The 21,514-nt window shown below is 72.6% G+C and carries 17 protein-coding genes and 2 pseudogenes; 8 read left to right on the top strand and 11 right to left on the bottom strand.

The genetic code is table 11. From position 1 onward, the window contains the following. The 4 genes from A5714_RS13510 to A5714_RS13495 all read right to left on the bottom strand — a co-directional run. A partial coding sequence (locus tag A5714_RS13510) for a hypothetical protein (RefSeq protein WP_231975885.1) occupies positions 1-835 on the bottom strand: 835 nt, incomplete at its 3' end. A 23-nt stretch (positions 836-858) separates the two neighbouring features. Beyond that, on the bottom strand, positions 859-1,182 hold the full coding sequence (locus A5714_RS13505) for a DUF732 domain-containing protein (protein WP_068285837.1): 324 nt from the start codon (positions 1,180-1,182) through the stop codon (positions 859-861). A 139-nt stretch (positions 1,183-1,321) separates the two neighbouring features. Continuing rightward, a complete protein-coding gene (tyrS, locus tag A5714_RS13500; RefSeq protein ID WP_068285832.1) occupies positions 1,322-2,593 on the bottom strand; it encodes a tyrosine--tRNA ligase in 1,272 nt (423 codons plus the stop codon). Positions 2,594-2,604: 11 nt separating this feature from the next. Beyond that, positions 2,605-3,222: a DNA-3-methyladenine glycosylase gene (locus A5714_RS13495; RefSeq protein WP_068285831.1), complete on the bottom strand. Its 618-nt coding sequence runs from the start codon at positions 3,220-3,222 to the stop codon at positions 2,605-2,607. A 75-nt stretch (positions 3,223-3,297) separates the two neighbouring features. Between A5714_RS13495 and A5714_RS13490 the strand changes: the two genes are divergently transcribed. The 4 genes from A5714_RS13490 (at position 3,298) to A5714_RS13475 (ending at position 6,869) form a co-directional block, all read left to right on the top strand. Next, positions 3,298-4,569, top strand: a complete 1,272-nt coding sequence (locus tag A5714_RS13490) for an ammonium transporter (protein ID WP_068285830.1) — start codon at positions 3,298-3,300, stop codon at positions 4,567-4,569. A 51-nt stretch (positions 4,570-4,620) separates the two neighbouring features. Continuing rightward, positions 4,621-5,385, top strand: a complete 765-nt coding sequence (locus A5714_RS13485; RefSeq protein ID WP_068285829.1) for an ABC transporter ATP-binding protein — start codon at positions 4,621-4,623, stop codon at positions 5,383-5,385. Beyond that, positions 5,319-6,137, top strand: a complete 819-nt coding sequence (locus A5714_RS13480) for an ABC transporter permease (protein ID WP_197513687.1) — start codon at positions 5,319-5,321, stop codon at positions 6,135-6,137. Before A5714_RS13485 ends, A5714_RS13480 begins: the two co-directional genes overlap by 67 nt. Before the next feature lie 117 nt (positions 6,138-6,254). Then, positions 6,255-6,869, top strand: coding sequence for a TetR family transcriptional regulator (locus A5714_RS13475; RefSeq protein WP_068285827.1), 615 nt, complete (start codon positions 6,255-6,257; stop codon positions 6,867-6,869). On the opposite strand, the gene A5714_RS13470 is transcribed toward A5714_RS13475, so the two are convergent. From A5714_RS13470 to A5714_RS13455, 4 genes are all read right to left on the bottom strand, one after another. Beyond that, a complete protein-coding gene (locus A5714_RS13470; RefSeq protein ID WP_068285825.1) occupies positions 6,835-7,056 on the bottom strand; it encodes a Trm112 family protein in 222 nt (73 codons plus the stop codon). The genes A5714_RS13475 and A5714_RS13470 overlap by 35 nt on opposite strands. Beyond that, a complete protein-coding gene (locus tag A5714_RS13465) occupies positions 7,049-10,048 on the bottom strand; it encodes an acyl-CoA synthetase (protein ID WP_068285823.1) in 3,000 nt (999 codons plus the stop codon). Before A5714_RS13465 ends, A5714_RS13470 begins: the two co-directional genes overlap by 8 nt. A 105-nt stretch (positions 10,049-10,153) precedes the next feature. Next, positions 10,154-10,675, bottom strand: coding sequence for a hypothetical protein (locus tag A5714_RS13460; RefSeq protein ID WP_156747310.1), 522 nt, complete (start codon positions 10,673-10,675; stop codon positions 10,154-10,156). 98 nt (positions 10,676-10,773) lie between these two features. Beyond that, entirely contained in the window at positions 10,774-11,142 is a 369-nt protein-coding gene (locus tag A5714_RS13455; RefSeq protein ID WP_068285835.1) for a VOC family protein, read from the bottom strand. Between the two features lie 63 nt (positions 11,143-11,205). Between A5714_RS13455 and A5714_RS13450 the strand changes: the two genes are divergently transcribed. From A5714_RS13450 to A5714_RS13440, 3 genes are all read left to right on the top strand, one after another. Continuing rightward, positions 11,206-11,664 carry a MarR family winged helix-turn-helix transcriptional regulator gene (locus A5714_RS13450; protein WP_068285819.1) on the top strand — a complete coding sequence of 153 codons (459 nt, stop codon included), beginning with the start codon at positions 11,206-11,208 and terminating at the stop codon, positions 11,662-11,664. A 127-nt stretch (positions 11,665-11,791) separates the two neighbouring features. Beyond that, positions 11,792-12,037, top strand: coding sequence for a hypothetical protein (locus A5714_RS13445; RefSeq protein WP_156747309.1), 246 nt, complete (start codon positions 11,792-11,794; stop codon positions 12,035-12,037). A 61-nt stretch (positions 12,038-12,098) separates the two neighbouring features. After that, entirely contained in the window at positions 12,099-13,877 is a 1,779-nt protein-coding gene (locus A5714_RS13440; RefSeq protein WP_068285814.1) for an ABC-F family ATP-binding cassette domain-containing protein, read from the top strand. 8 nt (positions 13,878-13,885) lie between these two features. Here A5714_RS13440 and A5714_RS13435 read toward each other — a convergent pair whose 3' ends face one another. From A5714_RS13435 to A5714_RS13425, 3 genes and pseudogenes are all read right to left on the bottom strand, one after another. After that, a complete protein-coding gene (locus A5714_RS13435) occupies positions 13,886-14,947 on the bottom strand; it encodes a type III polyketide synthase (RefSeq protein ID WP_068285812.1) in 1,062 nt (353 codons plus the stop codon). 147 nt (positions 14,948-15,094) lie between these two features. Further along, entirely contained in the window at positions 15,095-18,163 is a 3,069-nt protein-coding gene (locus A5714_RS13430) for a type I polyketide synthase (protein ID WP_068285810.1), read from the bottom strand. A 2-nt stretch (positions 18,164-18,165) separates the two neighbouring features. Further along, positions 18,166-20,913: pseudogene (locus A5714_RS13425) on the bottom strand (SDR family NAD(P)-dependent oxidoreductase); the annotation flags it as partial. Here A5714_RS13425 and A5714_RS13420 point away from each other — a divergent pair. Then, positions 20,903-21,514, top strand: a pseudogene (locus tag A5714_RS13420) (polyketide synthase dehydratase domain-containing protein); the annotation flags it as partial. The pseudogenes A5714_RS13425 and A5714_RS13420 overlap by 11 nt on opposite strands.

The raw sequence follows: 21,514 nt of genomic DNA, 5'->3' as shown, positions 1-21,514 counted from the left end.
CCGAGGGCGCCGTGGCGGCGTTGGCCGAGGTGCGCAGCCGGACGTTCTTCGTCACCAACAACGCGTCGCGCAGCGCCTCGTCGTCGCGGCCCAGCGCCAGCAGGGTGTCGGCGTAGGAGTAGAAGAGCCTGGCCGCGGTCGTGCCGGTGCGGGAGGGGTCCAGCGCCGGCGTGGACAGCACCGTCAGCGCCTGCTCCAGCTGACCGAGGTCGGCGCGCGCCCCGGCCGCGACGATGCGCAGCTCGTCGGCGTCGTCGCCGCTGAGTTGGGCGGCCTCGGGCCCCCGCGCGAGTTCGATGGCCCGCTCCGGGCGGCCAAGCCCGCGCTCGCAATCCGCGATCAGCGCCAGCAGGGCGGACTTGCTGCCCATCCGGCGCGCCGCCCGCAGCTCGGCCAGCGCCTGCGCCCAGTCGCCGCAGTGGTAGGCGGCGATGCCGACCGCCTCGCGGATGGCCGCGATCCTGCTGGACCGCGCCCGCGCCGCGCGGGCGTGCTGCAGCGCGGCCTCCGGGTCCTCGTCGAGCAGCTTCCCGGCGGCGACCAGGTGCCGGGCGACCGCGTCGGCGGTGGCGCGGTCCAGCGTGCTCAATTCGCCGCGGATCTCGGGCGCCAGCTGCTTGGCCTCGACGTCGGCCGGGATCGTGGGCCCCTCGTGGCGGGCATCGGCGCGGACATCGTTGCGGGCGTCGGCCTGCTGTGGCTGCGACGGCCGCGCCCGGCCCGGGCCCGACCAGGAGCCGTCGCGCTCCCGGCGCGGTCCGCGCCGCGGCGGGACACCGCCGGTGCCCGGGCGCGGTCGCCGTTCGCCGCGCTGCCCCTGCCTGTCGTCGACCACGCTGCCGAGAATACGGGCAGCGCTCAGGCCTGCAGCCGGTTGGGCATGAGCGGCGCGATCACCGCCGGGCAGTACGTCGCGATGGCGACGATGGTGAACTTGCCCGCCATTTCGCGGGACATCCCGTTACTCTCGGCCATTCTCGCCGCCACCGCGTCGAACGACCCGCCGGGCGTGAACAACATGGGGCAGACGGACTCGCCCAGCGCCAGCGTCGGCGCCGGCTGGCTGTAGGAGATGCCGGCGGTGGTCAGCGCCGATAGGAACGCGTTGCCCAGCATGTCCGCCCGGATGGGCGCCGAAAGCGCCGCGCCCAGCGCCGCGAGCCCGGTGACCGCCCCCAGCATCGGCAGGACGGTGGACCGCACACGCGACGCGAAAATCACCGTGACAACAGTGGCCGCCGCGGGTCACCTCCGCGACACGGTGAGGTAACGGTTTGCGCACGCGGGCGTTTCGCGGCCGGGGCCCGCCGGGGCGGCGGTGCTACACGCGCTCGACGCCGGCGACCGTGCGCTTGCCGCGGCGCAGCACCAGCCAGCGGCCGTGCAGGAAGTCCGACGGCTCGGGCGTCCAGTCCTCGCTGTCGACGCGCGCGTTGTTGACCGAGACGCCGCCCTCGTTGATGGTGCGGCGCGCGGCCTTCTTGCTCTCGGACAGGCCGGTGGCCACCAGCAGGTCGACGATGCCGTCCGGGCCGCCGGGTTTGAGCTCGGCGACCGAGGTCTCCCGCAGCGCGGCCGTCAGGGTCGCCTCGTCCAGGCGGTCCAGCTCGCCCTGCCCGAACAGCGCGCGGCTGGCGTGCTCGACCGCCTCGGTGGCCGCGTCGCCGTGCACCAGCACGGTCAACTCGCGGGCCAGCCGCCGCTGCGCGGCGCGCTGCTGCGGGCGCTCGGCCGTCGCGGCCGCCAGCTCGCTCAGCTCGTCGGGCGACAGGAAGGTGAACCACCGCAGGTAGCGGATGACGTCGGCGTCGGCGGTGTTGAAGAAGTACTGGTACCAGGCGTACGGCGTGGTCAGCTCGGGGTCCAGCCAAAGGCTGCCGCCGCCGGTGGACTTGCCGAACTTGGTGCCGTCGGCGGCGGTCACCAGCGGCACGGTCAGCGCGTGCACCGACGCGCCGAGCTGCTGGCGGACCAGCCGCACGCCGGCGATGATGTTGCCCCACTGGTCCGAGCCGCCGATCTGCAGGCTGCAGCCGTAGCGGCGGTGCAACTCGACGTAGTCGTTGGCCTGCAGGAGCATGTAGCTGAACTCCGTGTAGGAGATGCCGTCGCCCTCGAGGCGCCGCCGCACCGTGTCCCGGTCCAGCATGACGTTGACCGAGAAGTGCTTGCCGATGTCGCGCAGGAAGCCGATCGCCGACAGCGGCGCGGTCCAAGCCAGGTTGTTGACGACGATGGCCCCGGTCGGCGAGTCGTCGAAGTCGACGAAGCGTTCCAGCTGGCCGCCGATGCGCTCGGCCCACGCGGCGACGGTGTCCGCCTCGTGCAGGCTGCGCTCGCCGACGTCGCGCGGGTCGCCGATCATGCCGGTGGCCCCGCCCGCCAGCACGATCGGGCGGTGCCCGGCGCGCTGGAACCGGCGCAGCGCCAGCAACGGCACCAGGTGTCCGGCGTGCAGGCTGGGCGCGGTCGGGTCGAAGCCGGCGTAGACGGTCAGCGGCGCGCGCTGGGCCTCGGCGGCCAGCGCTTCGAGATCGGTCGACTGGGCGATCAGGCCGCGCCAGTCGAGCTCGTCGAGGATTCCAGAAGACATCGCGGACGACTTTAGTCGCTGGTCCCGGGGGCGGGCGCCCGCGGACTTCGCCGGTACGCCGACACCTCCGGCCGCCCCGGCAGCCACAGCCGCCACGGCCGGTCCGCGGCCTGGCTGACTCCGACGCGCGGACCGGACTGCGCCGTCAGGGGTTCGTGCAGCTCCACCAGCACCGGACTGGCCGGGTCGAACACGTCGACGCCGTTGTCGTCCATGACGATGCCCAGCGCCGCGCACAGGTTGCCGGGGCCGCGGGCGAGCGCCGGGGCGCGCACCAGCTCGCCGCGGCGCGCGCGAGCCACGTCGGCGCCGTCCTCGATGGCGGCCGCCCGCAGCAGGACGGCCGCGGCGGTGCCGTCGGGTCCGCACGAGACGTTGGCGCACACGTGGATTCCGTGGCTGCGGTAGGTGTAGAGCCGCCCCGGCGGCCCGAACATCACGCCGTTGCGGCCGCTGCGACCGCGGTAGGAGTGGGCGGCGGCGTCCGGCCACGGCCCGTCCGGCACCCCGCCGTACGCCTCCACCTCGACGACGACGGCCCGCACGCCGCGGCAGGACAGGGTGGCGCCGAGGAGCCGGTGCGCGGCCGCGACCGGATCGACCAACAGCTGGTCTGCGGCCTCAACCACTTCAGCTCCTCGGATCCGGCGCACATCGGGCTTTCGGTAACCTACCGGCACCCGCACGTCCGAAGGAGCCCGCTGATGCATGGGATCGACCCGGCCGCCACCGCGTGGCTGCTGGCCAGCACCGCGCTGGTCTTGCTGATGACCCCCGGCCTGGCGATCTTCTACGGCGGCATGGTGCGCATCACCGGCGTGCTCAACATGATCATGATGAGTTTCATCTCGATCCCGTTGGTGACGGTGACGTGGCTGTTGCTCGGCTACAGCCTGGCGTTCTCCGACGACGGTGCCGGCGGCCTGATCGGCGGCCTCAAGCACGTCGGGATGCTGGGCATCGGCCCCGACACCGCGCACGGCGCAGTGCCCGAATTGCTGTTCGCCACCTTCCAATTGACGTTCGCGATCATCACGGCCGCGCTGGTCAGCGGCGCGATCGCCGACCGCGCCCGGTTCGCCGCCTGGATGGTGTTCGTGCCGATCTGGACCCTCGTGGTGTATTCGGTTGTCGCGCATTGGGTGTGGGGTCCCGGCGGCTGGCTGGCCAAGATGGGCGTGCTGGACTACGCGGGCGGGCTGGTAGTGGAAATCGTCTCGGGCGCTTCGGCGTTGGCCTTGGCGCTAGTGCTCGGCCCGCGCATCGGCTTCAAGAAGGACGCCATGCGACCGCACAGCCTGCCGTTCGTGTTGCTCGGTGTCGGCCTGCTGTGGTTCGGCTGGTTCGGCTTCAACGCCGGATCGGCGTTGGCGGCCAACGGAACCGCCGCCGCCATCTTCCTCAACACCTTGGTCGCCGGGTGCCTCGGCATGCTCGGCTGGCTCGCGGTCGAACAGACCCGCGACGGCCGGCCCACGACCTTCGGCGCGGCGTCCGGGGTGGTCGCCGGGCTGGTGGCGATCACGCCGTCGTGCGGCACCGTCAACACCCTGGGCGCCGCGGCCGTCGGTCTCGCCGCCGGCGTGGTGTGCTCCTTCGCCGTCGGCGCGAAATTCCGCTTCAACTACGACGATTCGCTCGACGTGGTGGGGGTGCACTTCGTCGGGGGCGTGGTCGGCGTGTTCCTGATCGGGCTGCTGGCCACCGCCGTCATGACGTCCGGTCCGCGGGGCCTGCTCTACGGCGGCGGCCTCGGGCAGCTGGGCAAGCAGACCCTGGCGATCGTCGTGGTGGCCGCCTACGCCTTCGCGGTGTCGTTCGCGCTGGCGAAGCTGATCGACCGGGTGCTGGGATTCCGGCTCAGCGCCGAGGACGAGACCACCGGGGTGGACCTGACCCAGCACGCCGAGACCGCCTACGCCGAGGGCGTGCACGGGCACCTGCCGCTGCGCCGCCCCGGCCTCGACCAGCGCTGACCCTGTCGCGACCTCTTGACACGACCCGCCGCGCGGTGGATATTTCATCACATGATGACTTCATCGAGTGATGAATTAATCTCCGTGGGCGACGAGCCGGCCGTCCGCATCGAGCACCTGCGGGTGGTCCGCGGCAACCGCCCGGCGCTGCACGACTTCTCCGTGCAGATCGCACGCGGCAGCATCACCGGGTTGCTCGGGCCGTCCGGATGCGGCAAGACCACCCTGATCCGCTGCATCGTCGGCACCCAGATCGTCACCTCGGGCACCGTCACCGTGTTCGGCCGCCCGGCCGGATCCGGGCCACTGCGCCGCCGCGTCGGCTACCTGCCGCAGAACCCGACGATCTACAACGACCTGCGGGTCGTCGACAACGTCCGCTACTTCGCCGCCCTGTATGGGTTCGACAACGACGCCGCCGACGCCGCCATCGAGCGGGTCGGCCTGACCGACCACCACACGGCGTTGTGCGCCAATCTCTCCGGCGGCCAGCGCACCCGGGTGTCACTGGCGTGCGCGCTGGTGTGCCAACCGGACCTGCTGGTCCTCGACGAGCCCACCGTCGGCCTGGACCCGGTGCTGCGGGCGGACCTGTGGGAGCAGTTCACCCGGCTCGCCGAGGCCGGCACCACGCTGCTGGTGTCCAGCCACGTCATGGACGAAGCGGACCACTGCCGCGATCTGCTGCTGATGCGCGACGGCCACCTCGTCGAACACGCCACCCCGGCCCGACTACGAGAGGACACCGGATGCACGTCACTGGAGGACGCGTTTCTGTCCATCATCAGGCGCAGCACGATGCGTCAGGCGGGCTGAGCCTGCGCGGCTATACCGCGACCACGACCCGGATCCTGCGCCAGCTGGCCGCCGACCGTCGCAGCGTCGCCATGATCCTGGTGGTGCCGGTCCTGGTGATTGCGTTGATGTACTTCATGTTTCGCGACGCCCCGCACCGCCCCGGCTCCCCGACGCCGTTCGACAATGCCTGCCTGATCCTGCTCGGCCTGTTCCCGCTGTTCGTGATGTTCATCATCACCGCCATCACCATGCAGCGCGAGCGGGCGTCCGGGACGCTGGAGCGCATCCTGACTACGCCGTTGCGGCGGCTCGACCTGCTAATCGCCTACGGCACCGCGTTTTCGGCGGCCGCCGCCGTGCAGGCCGTGCTGGCGTGCGCCGTGTCGTTCTGGGCGCTGGGTTTCCACACCGCCGGCAGCCCCGTATGGGTGTTCGCCATCGCGATCGTCAACGCGGTGCTCGGGGTCGGCCTGGGCCTGTTGTGTAGCGCGTTCGCGCGCACCGAGTTTCAGGCCGTGCAGTTCATTCCGCTGGTGATGGTGCCGCAGCTGCTGCTGGCCGGCATCATCGTGCCGCGCGAGCTGATGCCGCGGTGGCTGCAGTGGATCAGCGACGTGCTCCCGGCCAGCTACGCGCTAGAGGCCCTGCAGCAGGTGAACGCGCACCCCGAGCTGACGGGCACCGCCGTGCGCGACATCGTCGTGGTGCTGGGTTTCGCGTTCGCGGCGCTGTGCCTGGCGGCGGCGACGCTGCGCCGGCGGACGTCCTAGTGGCGATCGCAAGGCCGGCGTGGCCGGGCGCCGCGGGTCGCCACGGGGGGTCGTAGTGGCGATCGCAAGCCCGGCGCTGCCGGACGCCGCGGGTCGCCCCGGGGGGTCGTAGTGGCGATGAGCAACGCCGAGCGCCGGCGTGGGCGCCCGGCCGGTGGCTCCGACGCCCGGGACCGCATCCTGGCGAGCGCACGAGAGTTGTTCTCCCGCAACGGGATCCGCAACACGTCGGTGCGGGCGGTGGCGACGGCCGCGGGGGTGGATTCCGCGCTGGTGCATCACTACTTCGGCACCAAGGAGAAGCTGTTCGCCGCGGCCGTGCACATCCCGATCGACCCGATGGAGGTCATCGGGCCGCTGCGCGAGGTCCCGGTCGAAGACCTCGGCCACACCATCCCGTCATTGTTGTTGCCGCTGTGGGACTCCGAGATCGGCGCGGCCTTCATCGCCACCCTCCGGTCGATCCTGGCGGGCACCGAGGCCAACCTGTTCCGCACGTTCATCGAAGACGTGATCGGCGTGGAAGTCGGTGCGCGCGTCGACGATCCACCGGGCAGCGGCGTCGTCCGAGTTCAGTTCGTGGCGTCGCAACTGGTCGGCATCGTGATGGCGCGCTACATCCTGCAACTCGAGCCGTTCGCCTCATTGCCGGCCGAGCAGGTGGCGCGGACCGTCGCGCCGAACCTGCAGCGTTACCTCACCGGGGATCTGCCGGACGGGCTCGCTCCGTGAGCCGGGCGTGCTCCTCGTCGTCGACGTCGCGCGCCTCGCCGACGAGCAGCACCGGGATGCCGTCCTCGATGCGGTAGGCGCGGCGCAGCCGCGGGTTGTAGAGCAGCCCGTCGCCGTCGGGGACGAACACCAGCGGACCCCGGTCGGCCGGGCACACCAAGATGCTCAGCAGCGAATCCTCAACCATCCGACCGACCCCCCAACTCCGACCGCACCCCAGGCGTCAGCCGGCGAAATTCCTCCGCGTCCGTGTCGAAGTACCACGCCTGGCGCCCCGGTTTCGGGATGCCGGCCGCGCGCAGCGCGCTGACGGTGGGACGATACGTCGCGCTCAGCGTCAGCTCCGGCACCACGTGCACGATGTCGGGTCCCACCCCCACCGGGATCTTCCCGCTCGCCTCGGTCAGGTCGGCCGCCGTCACGCTGGCACCGGGCAGCAGCGTCACCGCCGAGACCGCGACCTCCCCGTCGCCGACAGGCACGTTGTAGGTGACCGCGAGGTCGACACCGTTGACGCAGCCCAGCGCGTCGGTGACCCGCTCGGGGTACACCAGGCCGCGCGCGGTGTGCACCAGCGAGCCGCGCCGGCCCGCCCACCAATAGTCGCCGTCGTCGTCGCGATAGAACAGGTACTCGGTGTCGATCCAGGTGTCCCCGGCCGCGAACACCCCGCGCTTGACCTTGGCGGTCGGGTCCACCGGGCCGTTGCTGGCCGCCAGCAGCACCCCGACCTCCTTGGGCGCCGCAACCTGGACGAAGCCGCGGTCGGTTTCCCGGATCAGGTCGTGCTCGGGGTCGTAGGCGCCCAGCTCGATGCGCCCCGCGCCGGGGAGCGGGCGGCCCTTGCTGCCGGTCTTGGCCCCCGACACGTTGGCCAGCACCGCCTGCCCGTCGGTGGTGGCGAAGAACTCGACGACCTGAGCGGGGGCGAACGCGTCGAGGATGCGGCCCCACAACCCGGTCGGCATGCCCGACCCAATGAACAGCCGCACCGGGTGGTTGCCGTGCAGGACGAACGCGGGGTCGTCGACGATCTCGCGGAGCATCGCCCAGGTGTAGGACACCACGGTGACGCCGTACTGCCGCACCTCCTGCACGAAGCGATCGCGGTCCAGGCCGCGCGACAGCGCGATGCGGGTGCCGCCGACCACCGCGCCGCCCAGGCTCACCAAGAGCGCCGACTCGTGGTGCAGCGGCGTGAGGCAGTAAACGGTGTCGCGGCGGTCCAGCGCGGCGGTCGAGGCGGTCCCGAACGCCGACACGGCCCAGCGGTAGTTGGTGATCTGCTTGGCAACCAGCTCGCCGCCGGCCGCGCTGAACGCGATGAAGGCCAGGTCCCGCGCCAGGCCCGGGTTGGGCCGGTACCAGCCGGGCAACTCGACGGCGTCCGGGTCGATCTGCTCCATGTCGATGACCGGCGTTTCGGCGTCGGAGCCCTCGGGCAGGTGCAGGTCGCGCGCCTCGCCGCCGCCGAGCACCAGCACCTGGCGCAGACCCTGGCGGTCGGCGCCCAGCACCGCGTCCAGGTTGGTGGGGTCGGTGAGCAGCGCGGTCACTCCCCCGAGCCGGACCGAGGCAGCCAGGTCGGCGTCCGGACGCATCACCACCGCGACGGCCCCCAGCCGGGACAGTGCCGCGATGGCCACCAGCGCGCTCGGGCGGGTTTCCATGAGCACGCCGACCCGTTCGCCCTGCCGCACCCCGACCTCGATGAGGCCGCGCACGACGTTGTTGATGCGCCGGTTGACGTTTTCGTAGGTGTGCACCCGCCCGTCGAACAGCAGGAATTCCCCGCGCGGGGCGTCGCGCGCCTGTTCGTCGATGATGCGGCCCAGCGAGATCCGGGTGTGGTCGTTGAGCTGTCCGAGCCGGGCCAGTCGCGGCAGGGTGCGGTAGGTCTCGACGGCCAGCGTGCGCACGGACTTGTTGGCCGTGACGACGGTGCCGGCCGCGCCGCGGGCCAGCGCGAGCGCCGCCTCCGACGCCTCGCCGAGGCCGTGCGCGAGCCGCGAACTGAGCGCCACGCCGCTGTCGCTGTGCTCGGCGGGCTGGTCGGCCATGAGGTCGATGCTGTCGGGTTTGTCGCCGCCGGTGGACAGCCACTTGACCCACTCGGCGACCGTCGGCCAGCTCTGTTGCGCGGCCTTTGACCCCACGACCAGGCCGAAATGCCCGGTGCGGATGGTGGTTTCGTACACCTCGGCGTCCGGCGCGGCCCGCCGGATGCCGCGCACCGAGGCCGGCTGCCCGATGTCGTCGACCTCGCCGACGAAGGCCAACACGGGACAGGTGATGTCGGTGAGCGTCACCATCTGGCCGTTGACGGCAAAGCCCCCGGTCATCATGCGGTTGTGGGCGATGAACTGCTTGAGCAGCTCGGAGATCGCCGGCCCCGACCACGCGATCCAGCCCTCACGCTCGAGGAACCGCCGCTGCTGCTCGCGCGGCAACAGCGCCTCGCGGTCGTGCAGTTGGCGCAGAAAATCCACCCGCGCCTTCGCGGTCTTGAGCGGGTCGAGCATCTGGAAGCCGGTGCGCGCCATCCAACTGGGGATGGCCAGCCGGCTGAAGACGTGGTCGGCCATGAAGTTGGCGGCGGGCGCGGCGAAGTTTGCGGGAATCCCCATCGGCAACGCCGCCAGCGTGTCCACCGGCGAACCGAAGGTGACGATGCTGGCGAGGCTCTTGGAACGCCGGTAGGCGGCGACCTGGTAGCACCACATGCCGCCCTGCGAGTAGCCGACGAGGTGGACGTCGTTGCCGGTGGTCTCCCTGACGGTGTCGATGGCCTCGCTGAGCGCGACGATGTGGTCGGCCAGGGTGCGGCGCATCCCACCCTCGACCTTGTCGGGTTCGCCGAAGTCGATCACCCAGGGGTCGAGCCCGTTGGCGTGCAGGATGCCCACCGCGCCCTCGTCGCGGGTGACGTCCCACATGTTCGCCGACATCATCATCGGGTGCACCATCAGCACCGGCGGTCCGACGGGGCGGTTGCCGCGCCGGCTGTCCGGCGGGAAGTACCGCCGGAGCTTGTACATCGGCACGCTCTCGACGATCTGCGAGGGCGACGGCACGCTGCCGGTCTCCAGACCGCCCAGCCGCAACACCTCCAGCCCGTTCTGGGCCGTCGCGATCAGCCGCTCGACGGGTCGTGTGACCACCGAAAGATTGAGATCCACCGCTGCTCCCTGACTCTTGACAGCTTCGACATCATGGCACAACGGGGCAGCTAGGAGGGCGGAGGCTCCGTCGGAGCGCCCGCCGGGCTTCCCGTGCGACCGGGATCAGATGTGGCCGGGCATGCCACCCATGTCCGGCATCCGGTCGATCGCCGGCGGGGCCATCGGCGGCGGGTCGATCCGGGCCGGCGGTTCCATCGGCGGCGGGTCGATCCGCGGCGGGGGCGCGACCGGGGCGTCGATCGGAGGCGGCGGCCCGACCGGCGGCGGCGGCGCGATAGGCGGGGGCGGCGGCGGCAGGAAGGGGCTGCCCACGCAGGCGGCGTTGCCCGGCGCGCCGGCGCAGGCCGGGTCGAGCGGGTTGGTGGGCACTTGGGGCGGCGGCGCGCCCTGGTAGTACGGGCCGCCCTGACAGATCGGGTCGAGCGGCATCTGGATGCACTTGGGGTCATTGGGACCGGTGGGGGCGTCGTCCAACGGGACCGGCGTCCGGACCTCGGCGAGGACGCCGGGCGCCGCGGCGGCGGCAACGCTCGGGAACACCGCGGTGCCCGCCGCGGCGAACGCTGCGGCCACCGCCGCCTTCGCCACCGCGCCCCGAAGACCCGTCGACACGTACCCGCCCATCCGACTCCCCCTTTGCTCGCTGAGCTCACTCTGACATGCCGGCACCGACTGGGCAAAGGTTTGCCGCAAAGCGCACCCGAGGATCGGGCCGGGGCGGATCAGGCGCGGTCGTGGAGCGTGACGTGGTAACCGTCGGGGTCGGCGAAGGTGAAGGTGCGGCCGAACGGACCGTCGATCGGCGGGGAGACGATGGCGTGACCGCCGGCGACGAGGGCGTCGTGAATGGCCTGCACGTCGGTGGCGTGCAGCCAGATCGCGGTGCCGATCCCCGGGCGCGGGGCGGCGGCGAGGTCGGTGCCCGCGATGACCTCGCGGAGCGCGAAGGCGATGGGCGCGGTCTCGAAGACGACGGCGTGCGCGGGACCGGCCTGCGCCCGGACAAGGCCGAGGTAGTGCTCGTAGAACTCCCGCGCAGCGTCGAGGTCACGTGTTTGCAGGGAGATGAAGTCGGGGCCGGTGACGGGCATGCTGGCCATCCTTCCGATAGTGTCAGTTATCTGACATAAATCAACGTATGTCAGAATGCTGACATGAGTCAAGGCAGTGCGCGCGTCGACCTGGACAGCTCCCTGGGCTATCTGCTCAAAGAGGCGTCGAGCGCCCTGCGGGCGGCCATGGAAGAGGTGTTGCGGCCCTTGGGGATGACCGTGACGCACTACTCCTGCCTGGAGCTACTGGCCCAACGACCGGGCCTGTCGAACTCCGACCTCGCCCGGGGCGCGTTCGTGACCCGGCAATCGATGAACGTGTTGCTCCAGGCCCTGGAACGAGACGGCTACGTGACGAGGGCCGCGCAGGCGCCTGTCGGGAAGGCCCTCCCCACCCGCCTCACCGCGCGCGGCCGGCGCAGCCTGGAGAAGGCGTCAGCGGCAGTGCGCGCCGTCGAACTCCGGATGCTGGCCGGGTTGACCGACGCCGAACAGTCCGACGCATTCCGGCTTCTGCGGAGCATGGTCGATTCCCTGCACGCGGGACCCGACGACCGCTAGCTCACAGCCGGCGCCCGCGCCGTGTGACGATCGCGATAAGTGTTGTAACTGCGGAGTTTCCCCGAGCCGCGGCGCCGAAAGTGGATGCCACGATGGCTCTGGGCAACCGGAACTTCGAGGAGAATCGATGGCTTGGGGAATGTCTCGCGCCCGTGGTGGCGCCGCGACGATCGCGGTGGCCGTGTCGCTCGCGGCCGCGGCGGGGGCGAGCCCCGCGTACGCGGCGCCCGTCGCGCAGGACCCACCGCCGGCTCCCGCCGCGCCGTCCACGAATGCGCCGCGACCGCCGCTGCACTACGGACAGCCGCCGGCCGCCGAGCCGCCGGGCGACAGCAGCGGCCAAGGTGACGGCGGTGGCGGCGGCGGGGGCTGACGCGGGCGGCCGGTGACGCCGCGCCGCTGCTCCGGGTGACCTTTTTGCTACCGTCGGGCCAGTGGCGCACCTATTGGGGGCTGAGGCCGTCCACTTGGAATACCCGACTCAAGTGGTCTTCGAGTCGGTCACGCTCGGCGTTAACGACGGCGCGCGCATCGGCATCGTCGGGCGCAACGGCGACGGCAAATCCAGCCTGCTGCGGCTCCTGACGGGCCAGCAGTCACCCGACGCCGGCCGCGTCACCCGCCGCAGCGGGTTGCGCGTGGGCGCGCTCAGCCAAGCCGACACCCTCGACCCGGAGCGCAGCGTGGGCTGGACGCTGGTCGGCGACCAGCCCGAACACCAGTGGGCCGGCGACGCGCGGGTGCGTGACGTCGTCGGCGGGCTGGTGTCCGACATCGCCTGGGAGGCCCCGGTCGGCACGCTCAGCGGCGGCCAGCGCCGCCGCGTGCAGCTGGCCCGGTTGCTCGTCGACGAGTGGGACGTCATCGCCCTCGACGAGCCCACCAACCACCTCGACATCGAGGGCATCACCTGGCTGGCCGAGCACCTCCGGCAGCGCTGGGCGCGAAGCGCCGGTGGACTGCTGCTGGTCACGCACGACCGATGGTTCCTCGACGAGGTCGCCACCACCACCTGGGAGGTGCACGACGGCATCGTCGAGCCGTTCGAGGGCGGATACGCGGCCTACGTCCTGCAGCGCGTCGAGCGGGACCGGCTGGCCGCCGCCGCGGAGGCCAAGCGGCAGAACCTGATGCGCAAGGAGCTGGCGTGGCTGCGGCGGGGAGCGCCGGCGCGGACCTCCAAGCCCAAGTTCCGGATCGAGGCCGCCAACCAGCTCATCGAGGACGTGCCGCCGCCGCGCAACACCGTCGAGCTCGCCAAGCTCGCCACCGCCCGGCTGGGCAAGGACGTCATCGACCTACTCGACGTGTCCGTCTCCTTCCCGCCCGACAGCGGCCGCCCGGTGCTGCGCGACGTCGAGTGGCGCATCGCGCCCGGCGAACGGACCGGCATCGTCGGCGCCAACGGCGCCGGAAAGTCCACGCTGCTGGGCCTGATCGACGGCACGGTGACGCCGGACTCCGGGCGCGTCAAGCGCGGTAAGACGGTGCGGCTGGCGGTCCTCGACCAGCGCGGTGCGGAGCTCACCGCCGTCGCCGACGACCGCATCGCCGACCTGCTCGGCCGGCTGCGCGGCGGCTACGAGGTCGACGGCCGCGAGGTGACGCCGACGCAGCTGCTGGAGCGGCTGGGGTTCGGCAAGGGCCAGCTGTCGGCGCGGGTGGCCGAGCTTTCCGGCGGGCAGCGGCGCCGCCTGCAGCTGATGCTGACGCTGCTCGCCGAGCCCAACGTGTTGCTGCTCGACGAGCCCACCAACGACATCGACACCGACACGCTGACCGCCGTGGAGGATCTGCTGGACTCGTGGCCGGGCACGCTGATCGTGGTGTCGCACGACCGCTATCTGCTGGAGCGGGTCACCGATCAGCAGTACGCGATCCTCGACGGGCGGTTGCGGCACCTGCCCGGTGGCATCGACGAGTACCTGGCGCTGGCGGCCGGTCGCGCCACCACGCCCCCGGAGGCGAAGAGCGTTGCCCCGCAGTCGATGTCAGGAGCCCAGCGGCGCGCCGCCGAAAAGGAGTTGGCCGCCGTGGACCGCCGACTGGCGAAGCTGGCCGAGCGGATCGCCGACAAGCACCGCGAACTGGCCGAGCATGACCAGTCCGACCATGTCGGCGTCTCGCGGCTCACCCACGAGCTGCGCGCGCTGGAGGACGAGGTGGGTGAGACGGAGGCCCGCTGGCTGGAGCTGTCGGAGGCGCTGGAGTAGCGCCCGGCTCAGTGCCAGCGCAGCAGCACCAGCTCCGAACAGAACCCCGGGCCGGTCGCGATCAACAGGCCGGGGCTGCCGCTGGGCGGCGGTTTGGCGATGGTGTCGCGCAGGATGTGCGGCACCGACGCCGACGAGAGGTTGCCGACCTCGCCGAGCGACCGCCAGGTCAGCTCGTGTGACTCCGCGGGCAACGCGAGGCTCCGGGCGACCGCGTCGATGACCTTGGGACCGCCGGGGTGGGTGACCCACGCGCCGACCTCGCCGGTCGTGAGCCCGTGGTCGGCGAGCAGACCATGGACGTCGCCGGCCAGGTACCGGTCGATGAGGGCGGGCAGGTCGGGCGACATCGTCAGTTGCGGGCCGCCCGAGCCGACGTTCCAGCCCATGATGTGCAGCGTGTCGGGGTAGAGCCGGCTGCGGGAATCGACGATGTCGGGCCCGCCGGGGCTCAGCCGCTCGGCGCGACGGTCGCCGACGGCGACCACCGCGGCCGCCCCGTCGCCGAACATGGCGGTAGCGACCAGTCCCGACACCGTGGGCTTGACCCCCGGGAAGGTGAGCGAGCACAACTCGACCGACACCAGGGCGGCGACGCCGTCGGGCGCCCCGCGCAGGTAGTCATGCAGGCGCCCGACCCCGCCCGCACCGGCCGCACAGCCCAGGCCGTACAACGGCATGCGGCGCACGTCGGGGCGCAGGCCGAGCCGGCCGGCGATGCGGGCGTCCAGGGAGGGCACCGCGACGCCGGTGACCGTGGTGGTGGCGATCATGTCGACGTCGGACGGTGTCAGGCCCGCCTCGTCGAGGGCGCCCAGCAGCGCTTCGCAGCCGAGTTCGACGGCGTTGTCGATGAAGATCTCGTTGGCGTGGCCGAAGTCGGTGAGCGCCGCGTAATCCTCGAGCGGCAGCACGAAATGGCGGCTGTTGACCTTGGCCGCGGCGTGTAGCCGCCGGACAATGTCCTCGTGCTCTTTGAGCGCCGGGAGCTCGACGAGCTGGTCGGTGATCTCGCCCTGTCGATAGCGGTTTCGCGGCGGCGCGCCGCACACACCCGCGATGACGCTCATGCCCTACTCTCCGGCCGTCGAGGAGCCCTCTCGCTGATCACGAAAGCTTAGGCGGTTCGGTTCGGGTCCCGCAAAAATTCGTTCTATTCAACACTTGTCGCATTGCGCGGTCGGCGGTGCGCGGATTACGGCTCGCCAGCACGCATTTCACCGCCGATCACCGTCGTCGTCCTTGAGCGCCATCGCGATCAACGCGTCGGTGCTCAGCGAGTCGATCGGGTCGTCGCCGACATCGGCCTCGGCAGTGGGTTTTTCGGGTTCGCCGGCGAGTGCGAGCAAGGTGTCCAGTAGCCCCGTCCGGCGCAGCTCGCGCAGCGGGATCTTGCGCAGCACCGACCAGATGCGGTCCTCTTCGCTGTCCGCGGGATCGTCGTGCCGCAGTTGCCCGCGCAGGTGCTCGGCCAGCGCCGCGGGGGTGGGGTAATCGAAGATCAGCGTTCGCGGCAACGCCAGCCCGACGGCGCCGGTGAGGCGGTGCCGCAGCTCGACGCCGGTGAGCGAATCGAATCCGAGGTCACCGAAGGCGCGGCTGGGGTCGATGGCGTCGCCGCCCGGGTGGCCTAGAACGGCCGCGGCGTGCTCGCAGACCACTTCGAGCAGTCGGCGGCGCTGGTCGTCGGGCGACAGGGCGCGCAGCTGCCGGGCGACGTCCGGCGCCCCGTCGAGTTCGGCGCCCTTCACGCCGGCGGCACCGCCGAGCCAAAACCATTGTCGGGCAAAAGCGTACGTGGGCAGGTCGGTCCGACGCGGATTGGTGCCGGCGAAGGTGGCGCCCCAGTCGACGTCCACCCCGGCGCCGAACAGGCGCGCGGCCGCCTCCAGCATCGCCTGCGGTTCGGGGCGGTCGGCGGCCAGGCCGGCCACCGACACCGCCCGCTCACCGGTCAACCCCTGCTCCAGCGCCGCGGTCAGCGCCGCGCCGGGGCCCACCTCGACGAACACCTCACCACCCAACGACTCCGCCGCCGCAACACCGGCGAAGAACCGCACCGGTGCCCGCACGTGGTCCACCCAGTACCCCGTCGACCCGTACCCCGGCCCGGCCGGCTGCCCCGTGACGTTCGATACCAACGCCACCCGCGGCGTTGCAGCCGTCAAGCCCCCGATCTGCTCGGCGAACGGCGCCAGCATCGGCTCCATCAACGCCGAGTGAAACGCGTGCGAGACCGCCAACGGCCGCACCCGCACACCCTCGGCGGCCAGCCGCCACACCACCGCCTCGACCGCGTCCCGCTCCCCCGACACCACGACCGCCCGCGGTCCGTTGACCGCGGCGACGCTCACCCCCGCACCCAGCAGCGGCGCCACCTCGGACTCGGCGGCGCCCACCGCGACCATCACCCCGCCCGCGGGCAGCGCCCCCATCGACCGGCCGCGGGCCGCCACCACCCGCGCGGCGTCCGGCAGCGACAACACCCCCGCCACGCAGGCCGCCGCGATCTCGCCCACCGAATGTCCCAGCACCACGTCGGCGACCACGCCCCACGACCGCCACAGCGCCGCCAGGGCCACCTCGACGGCGAACAACGCGGGCTGCGCGAACTCGGTGTCGCGCAACGCCGTTGGGTCGTCGCCCCACATCACCTCGCGCAGCGGCCGACGCAGATGCCCGTCCAACGCCGCCACCGCGGCATCGAATGCCTGCGCGAAGACCGGGAACCGCCGCCACAACTCACGCCCCATCCCCAGCCGCTGGGCACCCTGACCGGGAAACACGAACACTGTCTTGCCCAGCGCCGTGGCGCGGCCCAGCGCCGCGGGCGCGCCGGGGTTGCCGGATGCCAATGCCGCCAGCCCGTTCACCAACGGCGCGCGGCCCGCACCGATCAGGACCGCGCGCTGCTCGAACACCGTCCGCGTCGTCGCCAGCGACCAGCCCACATCCACCGCGCTCACATCCTCGTCGGCGCCCAACCGGGCCGCCAGCCGCTCGGCCTGCGCCGCCAGGGCCGCGTCCGTGCGCCCCGACACCACCCACGCCACCATCGGATCACCCTGCGGTGCAGCGTCTTGCGGCACCGCAGGTGCCTGCTCCACGATCACATGCGCGTTGGTCCCGCCCATGCCGAACGACGACACCCCGGCCCGCCGCGGACGCCCACGCTCGGGCCACGGCGTCGGATCCGTCGGGACCCGCAGCGCCTTCGGGTCGAGGACCGAGGTGGAGCTGGCGTGGTTGAGCGTCGGCGGGACGACCGAATGCTGCAGCGCCAGAACGGTTTTCAAGAGACCGGCGATGCCGGCGGCCCCGCCGGCGTGTCCGATGTTGGTCTTGACGGAACCGAGCAGCAGCGGGGCCGGGCGGCCCGCGAAGACTTGCCTGAGCGCCTCGGCCTCGACCGCGTCGCCCACCGCGGTTCCGGTGCCGTGGGTCTCGACGTAGTCGACGTCGGAGCCGTCGAGGCCGGCGGCGGCCAGCGCGCGGCGCAGCACGTCGGCTTGGTGCGCGGCCGACGGCACCGTCTGGCCGGCGGGGTGGTGCCCGGCGTTGCCGACCGCCCCGCCCCGGATGACCCCGCGCACGCGGTCGCCGTCGCGCAGCGCCGCGTCCAACGGCTTGAGCAGCACCAGGCCGCCACCTTCGCCGCGCGCGTAGCCGTCGGCGCGCCGGTCGAACGCGTAGGTGTGCCCGGAGGGTGATACCGCTCCGAATTCCCGCTCCAGCAGCGCACTTTCGGCCGCGAGGTTCAGGTGTACGCCGCCGGCGACGGCCAGCGGCGACTGCCCGGTGCGCACGCTTTCGCAGGCCAGGTGCACGGCCACCAGGGACGAGGACTGGCCGGAGTCGACGGTCAGGCTGGGGCCGCGCCACCCGAGGGCGTAGGAGATCCGGTTGGCGATCATGCCGCGGCTGAGGCCGGTGAACGAGTGGTGGTCCAGGTGCTCGGCGACGTCGCGCAGCGTCAGCACGGCGTAGTCGTCGCCCATCGCCCCCAGGAACACCGAGACCTGTTGTCCCCGCAGCGTTTCCGGCAGAAGGAAGGCGTCTTCGAGCGCCTCCCACGCCAGTTCCAGCGCCAGCCGCTGCCGCGGGTCCATGGCCTGCGCCTCCCGCGGCGACACGTTGAAGAAGTCGGCGTCGAAGGCCGCGGCGTCCACGGTAGCCCCGGCGGCCTCGCGGCCGTCCCGCAGCAGCTCCCAGAACGCGGCGGGCCCGGCCGCCCCCGGGAATCGGCAGGCCACTCCGATGATCGCGACGTCCGTCGGCGGCGGCAAGGTCAGGGGCCGACTTCGTCGTCGAGGATGGCGAAGAGCTGGCTGTCGGTCGCGGTGGCGATGTCGTCGTCGAACGCGGCGTCGGCGAAGCTCGGCAGCGAAGGGGGCGCCGGGGCCGCCAGCAGACCCTGGAGCCGGGCGACGAGCTGCGCCCGTTCGGCCGCGGTCCAGTCGGGCCGGTCGAGCAGGGCCTGCACTTCGGCGGTGAGGTCCTGGAAGCGGGCCAGTCGATCGGGCGGGGTGGGCGGCGGCGCGCCGGTGGCCAATTGGGCGTCGAGGTGCTCGGCCAGGGCGACGGGCGTGGGGTGGTCGAAGATCAGGGTGGGTGACAGCGTCAGCCCCGTCGCGATCTTCAGCCGGTTGCGCAACTCGACCGCGGTCAGGGAGTCGAACCCGAGGTCGGCGAAGGCCTCCTCGGGGTTGATGTCGTGGTGCCCCAACACCGTGGCGGCGTTGCCGCACACCACGTCCAGCAGCTCGGCCCGGCGCTGGTCGGCGGTCATGCCGTCCAGGCGGGCCCGCAGCCCCGTCATCGACGCCATGTCCGTGGCGTCGATGACCCGGCGCGACGGCCGGGCGGTCAGCTGACTGAGCAGCGGCGGCAGCGCCGCGCTGTTGTGCGCCAGCGCCCGGGTGTCGAGCCGGGTGCCGACCAGCACGGGGCGTTCGTCGCGCAGCGCGGCGTCCAGCAGGGCCAGCGCTTGGGGGGTCGACAGCGTGGCCAGGCCGACGCGGGCCATCCGCGCCCGATCCCGCTCGCCCAGGTGCTCGGTCATTCCGGACGTTTCCTCCCACATCCCCCACGCCATCGACAGGCCCGGCAGGCCGCGGGCGCGGCGGTGCGCCGCGAGCGCGTCCAGGAAGCTGTTGGCCGCCGCGTAATTGCCCTGACCCGGGGCGCCGACGATGCCCGCCATCGACGAGAACATCACGAACGCCGCCAGATCCAGGTCTTGGGTGAGCTCGTGCAGGTGCCACGCCCCGCCGGCCTTGGCGTGCAGCACCGCGTCGACGCGCTCGGGCGTCAACGACGCGACCACGGCGTCGTCGAGCACCCCGGCGGCGTGGATCACCGCCCGCAGCGGGTACTGCTCGGGCACCTGGCCGAGCAGCGCCGCGACGGCTTCGCGGTCACCGATGTCGGCGGCCACCACCGACACGGACGCACCCGCCTCGCGCAGCTCGGCCACCAATTCGGCGGTGCGCTCGGCTGTTTCGCCACTGCGGCTGACGAGCAGCACGTGCGGCACCCGGTGCCGCGCGACCAGGTGTCGGGCCACCGCGGCGCCGGCCATCCCGGTGCCGCCGGTGATCAGTGCCGTCCCGCCCGCCAGCCCGGCGGGGCCGCCGGGCAGGGTGAGCACGACCTTGCCGACATGGCGGGCCTGGCTGACGAACCGATACGCCTCGGCGGCGTTGCGGACATCAAACGCCTTGGTGGGCAACGGCGTCAGCACGCCGGCACCGAACAGCTGCAGCAGGTCGGCGAGCATCCGCGCGATGTGGTCGGGCCCCGCCTCCATCAGATCGAACGCTCGATAGTGGGCGCCCCGGTGGGCGTGCGCGACGGCGTCGGGGTCACGCAGGTCGGTCTTGCCCATCTCGATGAACCGTCCGCCGGGCGCCAGCAACCGCAGCGACGCGTCGGTGAAGTCACCGGCCAGCGAGTTGAGCACGACGTCCACACCCCGGCCCGCCGAGGTGGCGGCGAACGTGGACTCGAAATCCAGGGTGCGCGAGTCGGCGATGTGGTCGTCGTCGATGCCCATGGCGCGCAACGTGTCCCATTTGCCGCGGCTGGCGGTCGCGAACACCTCGGCGCCCCAGTGCCGGGCCAGTTGCACCGCGGCCATCCCGACGCCGCCGGCGGCGGCGTGGATAAGCACCCGCTGCCCGGCCCGCAGCCCGCCCAGCACCGACAACCCGTAATAGGCGGTCAGGAACACCACCGGGACGCCGGCGGCGGAGACCGTCGACCAGCCCGGCGGCACCCGGGTCACCAACCGCGCGTCGACGGCTGCCTCCGAACCGGTCAACCCAAGGATGCCCATCACGACGTCGCCCACGCCCAGCCCGGTCACACCGGGCCCGACCTCGGTCACCGTCCCGGCGCCCTCGGCACCCAGCTCGGCGGCGCCCGGATACATGCCCAGCGCCACCAGCACGTCCCGGAAGTTGACCCCGGCGGCGGCCACCGCCACCCGCACCTGGCCGGCCGCCAATTCCGCGGGCGGGCCGCTGCGCACCGTCAGCTCCTCCAGCGTGCCGGTGCCGCCGGCGGCCAACCGCCACACCGCCGGCGGCGCGGGCAGCGTCAACTCCGGGCGGGCGGGCACCGGGCGCAGCCGGGCGCTGTAGGCGGTGCCGTCGCGCACCAACACCTGCGGTTCCCCGGTCGCGACGGCGGTCCCGACGTCCAGCGAGCCGTCGGAATCGACCAGCACGACGCGGCCGGGTTGCTCGGCCTGCGCCGAGCGGATCAGCCCCCACAGCCCGGCGCCGGCCAGATCGGCAGCGTCCTCGCCGGGCAGTCCCACCGCCCCGCGGGTCAACACCGCCAGGGTCCCGGCGCCGGCCAGCCGGGACTGGACCACGCCCAGCGCCTCGTGCGTGGCCGCGTATACCGAGGGCAGCGCCGCGGCGCCCTCGCGCCGCGCGTCCCACACCTCGACGGCGACGGCGCTGTCGCCCACCGTGATCGGCGTCCAGGTCAGCTCGAGCAGCTCCCCGCCGCCGGAGCGGGCCGCCGCGGTGTATTCCCAAGCCCCGCAATCGGGTTGGGTTGCGCACGCGCAGGGGGTGCTGACCGCCGCTGCGGTCGAGCCCGGCGCCGACTTGGCGACGTGGCCGCCCACCGGAGCCGCCGCGGTCGACGTCACCGGCGCCTACGACGACCTGGCCGCCCGCGGCTACCGTTACGGCCCGGCCTTCCGCGGGCTGCGGGCCGTGTGGCGGCGCGGCGACGAAATCTTCGCCGAGGTGCAGGCCGCGCAACCCGACGGCGTCAGCACGGGCGGCTTCGGCATCCACCCGATGGTCCTCGACGCCGCCCTGCACGCCCTCGGTGTCGCCGACGACGGCGGCGAGACCGTGCTGCCGTTCTCCTGGCAGGGCGTCAGCCTGTTCGCGGCGGGCGCCGCCCGGGTGCGGGTGCGGCTCGCGCCCGTCGGCGCGGGCGCCGTGTCCGTGGAGCTCGCCGACGCCTCGGGGCTGCCGGTGCTGTCGGTGCGCGAACTGGTGACCCGAGCGGTCTCCGCCGAGCAGCTCACGGCCGCCGCGGCGGCCCGCTCCGGCGGCGGGGAGCTGCTCGAGCTGACCTGGACGCCGATCACGGTGGGCGACAGCGCCGTC

Origin of the sequence: Mycobacterium sp. E2462 (assembly GCF_001672685.1) — a bacterium.
Lineage (GTDB): Bacteria > Actinomycetota > Actinomycetes > Mycobacteriales > Mycobacteriaceae > Mycobacterium.
This window is presented reverse-complemented; position numbering and strand designations above follow the sequence as displayed.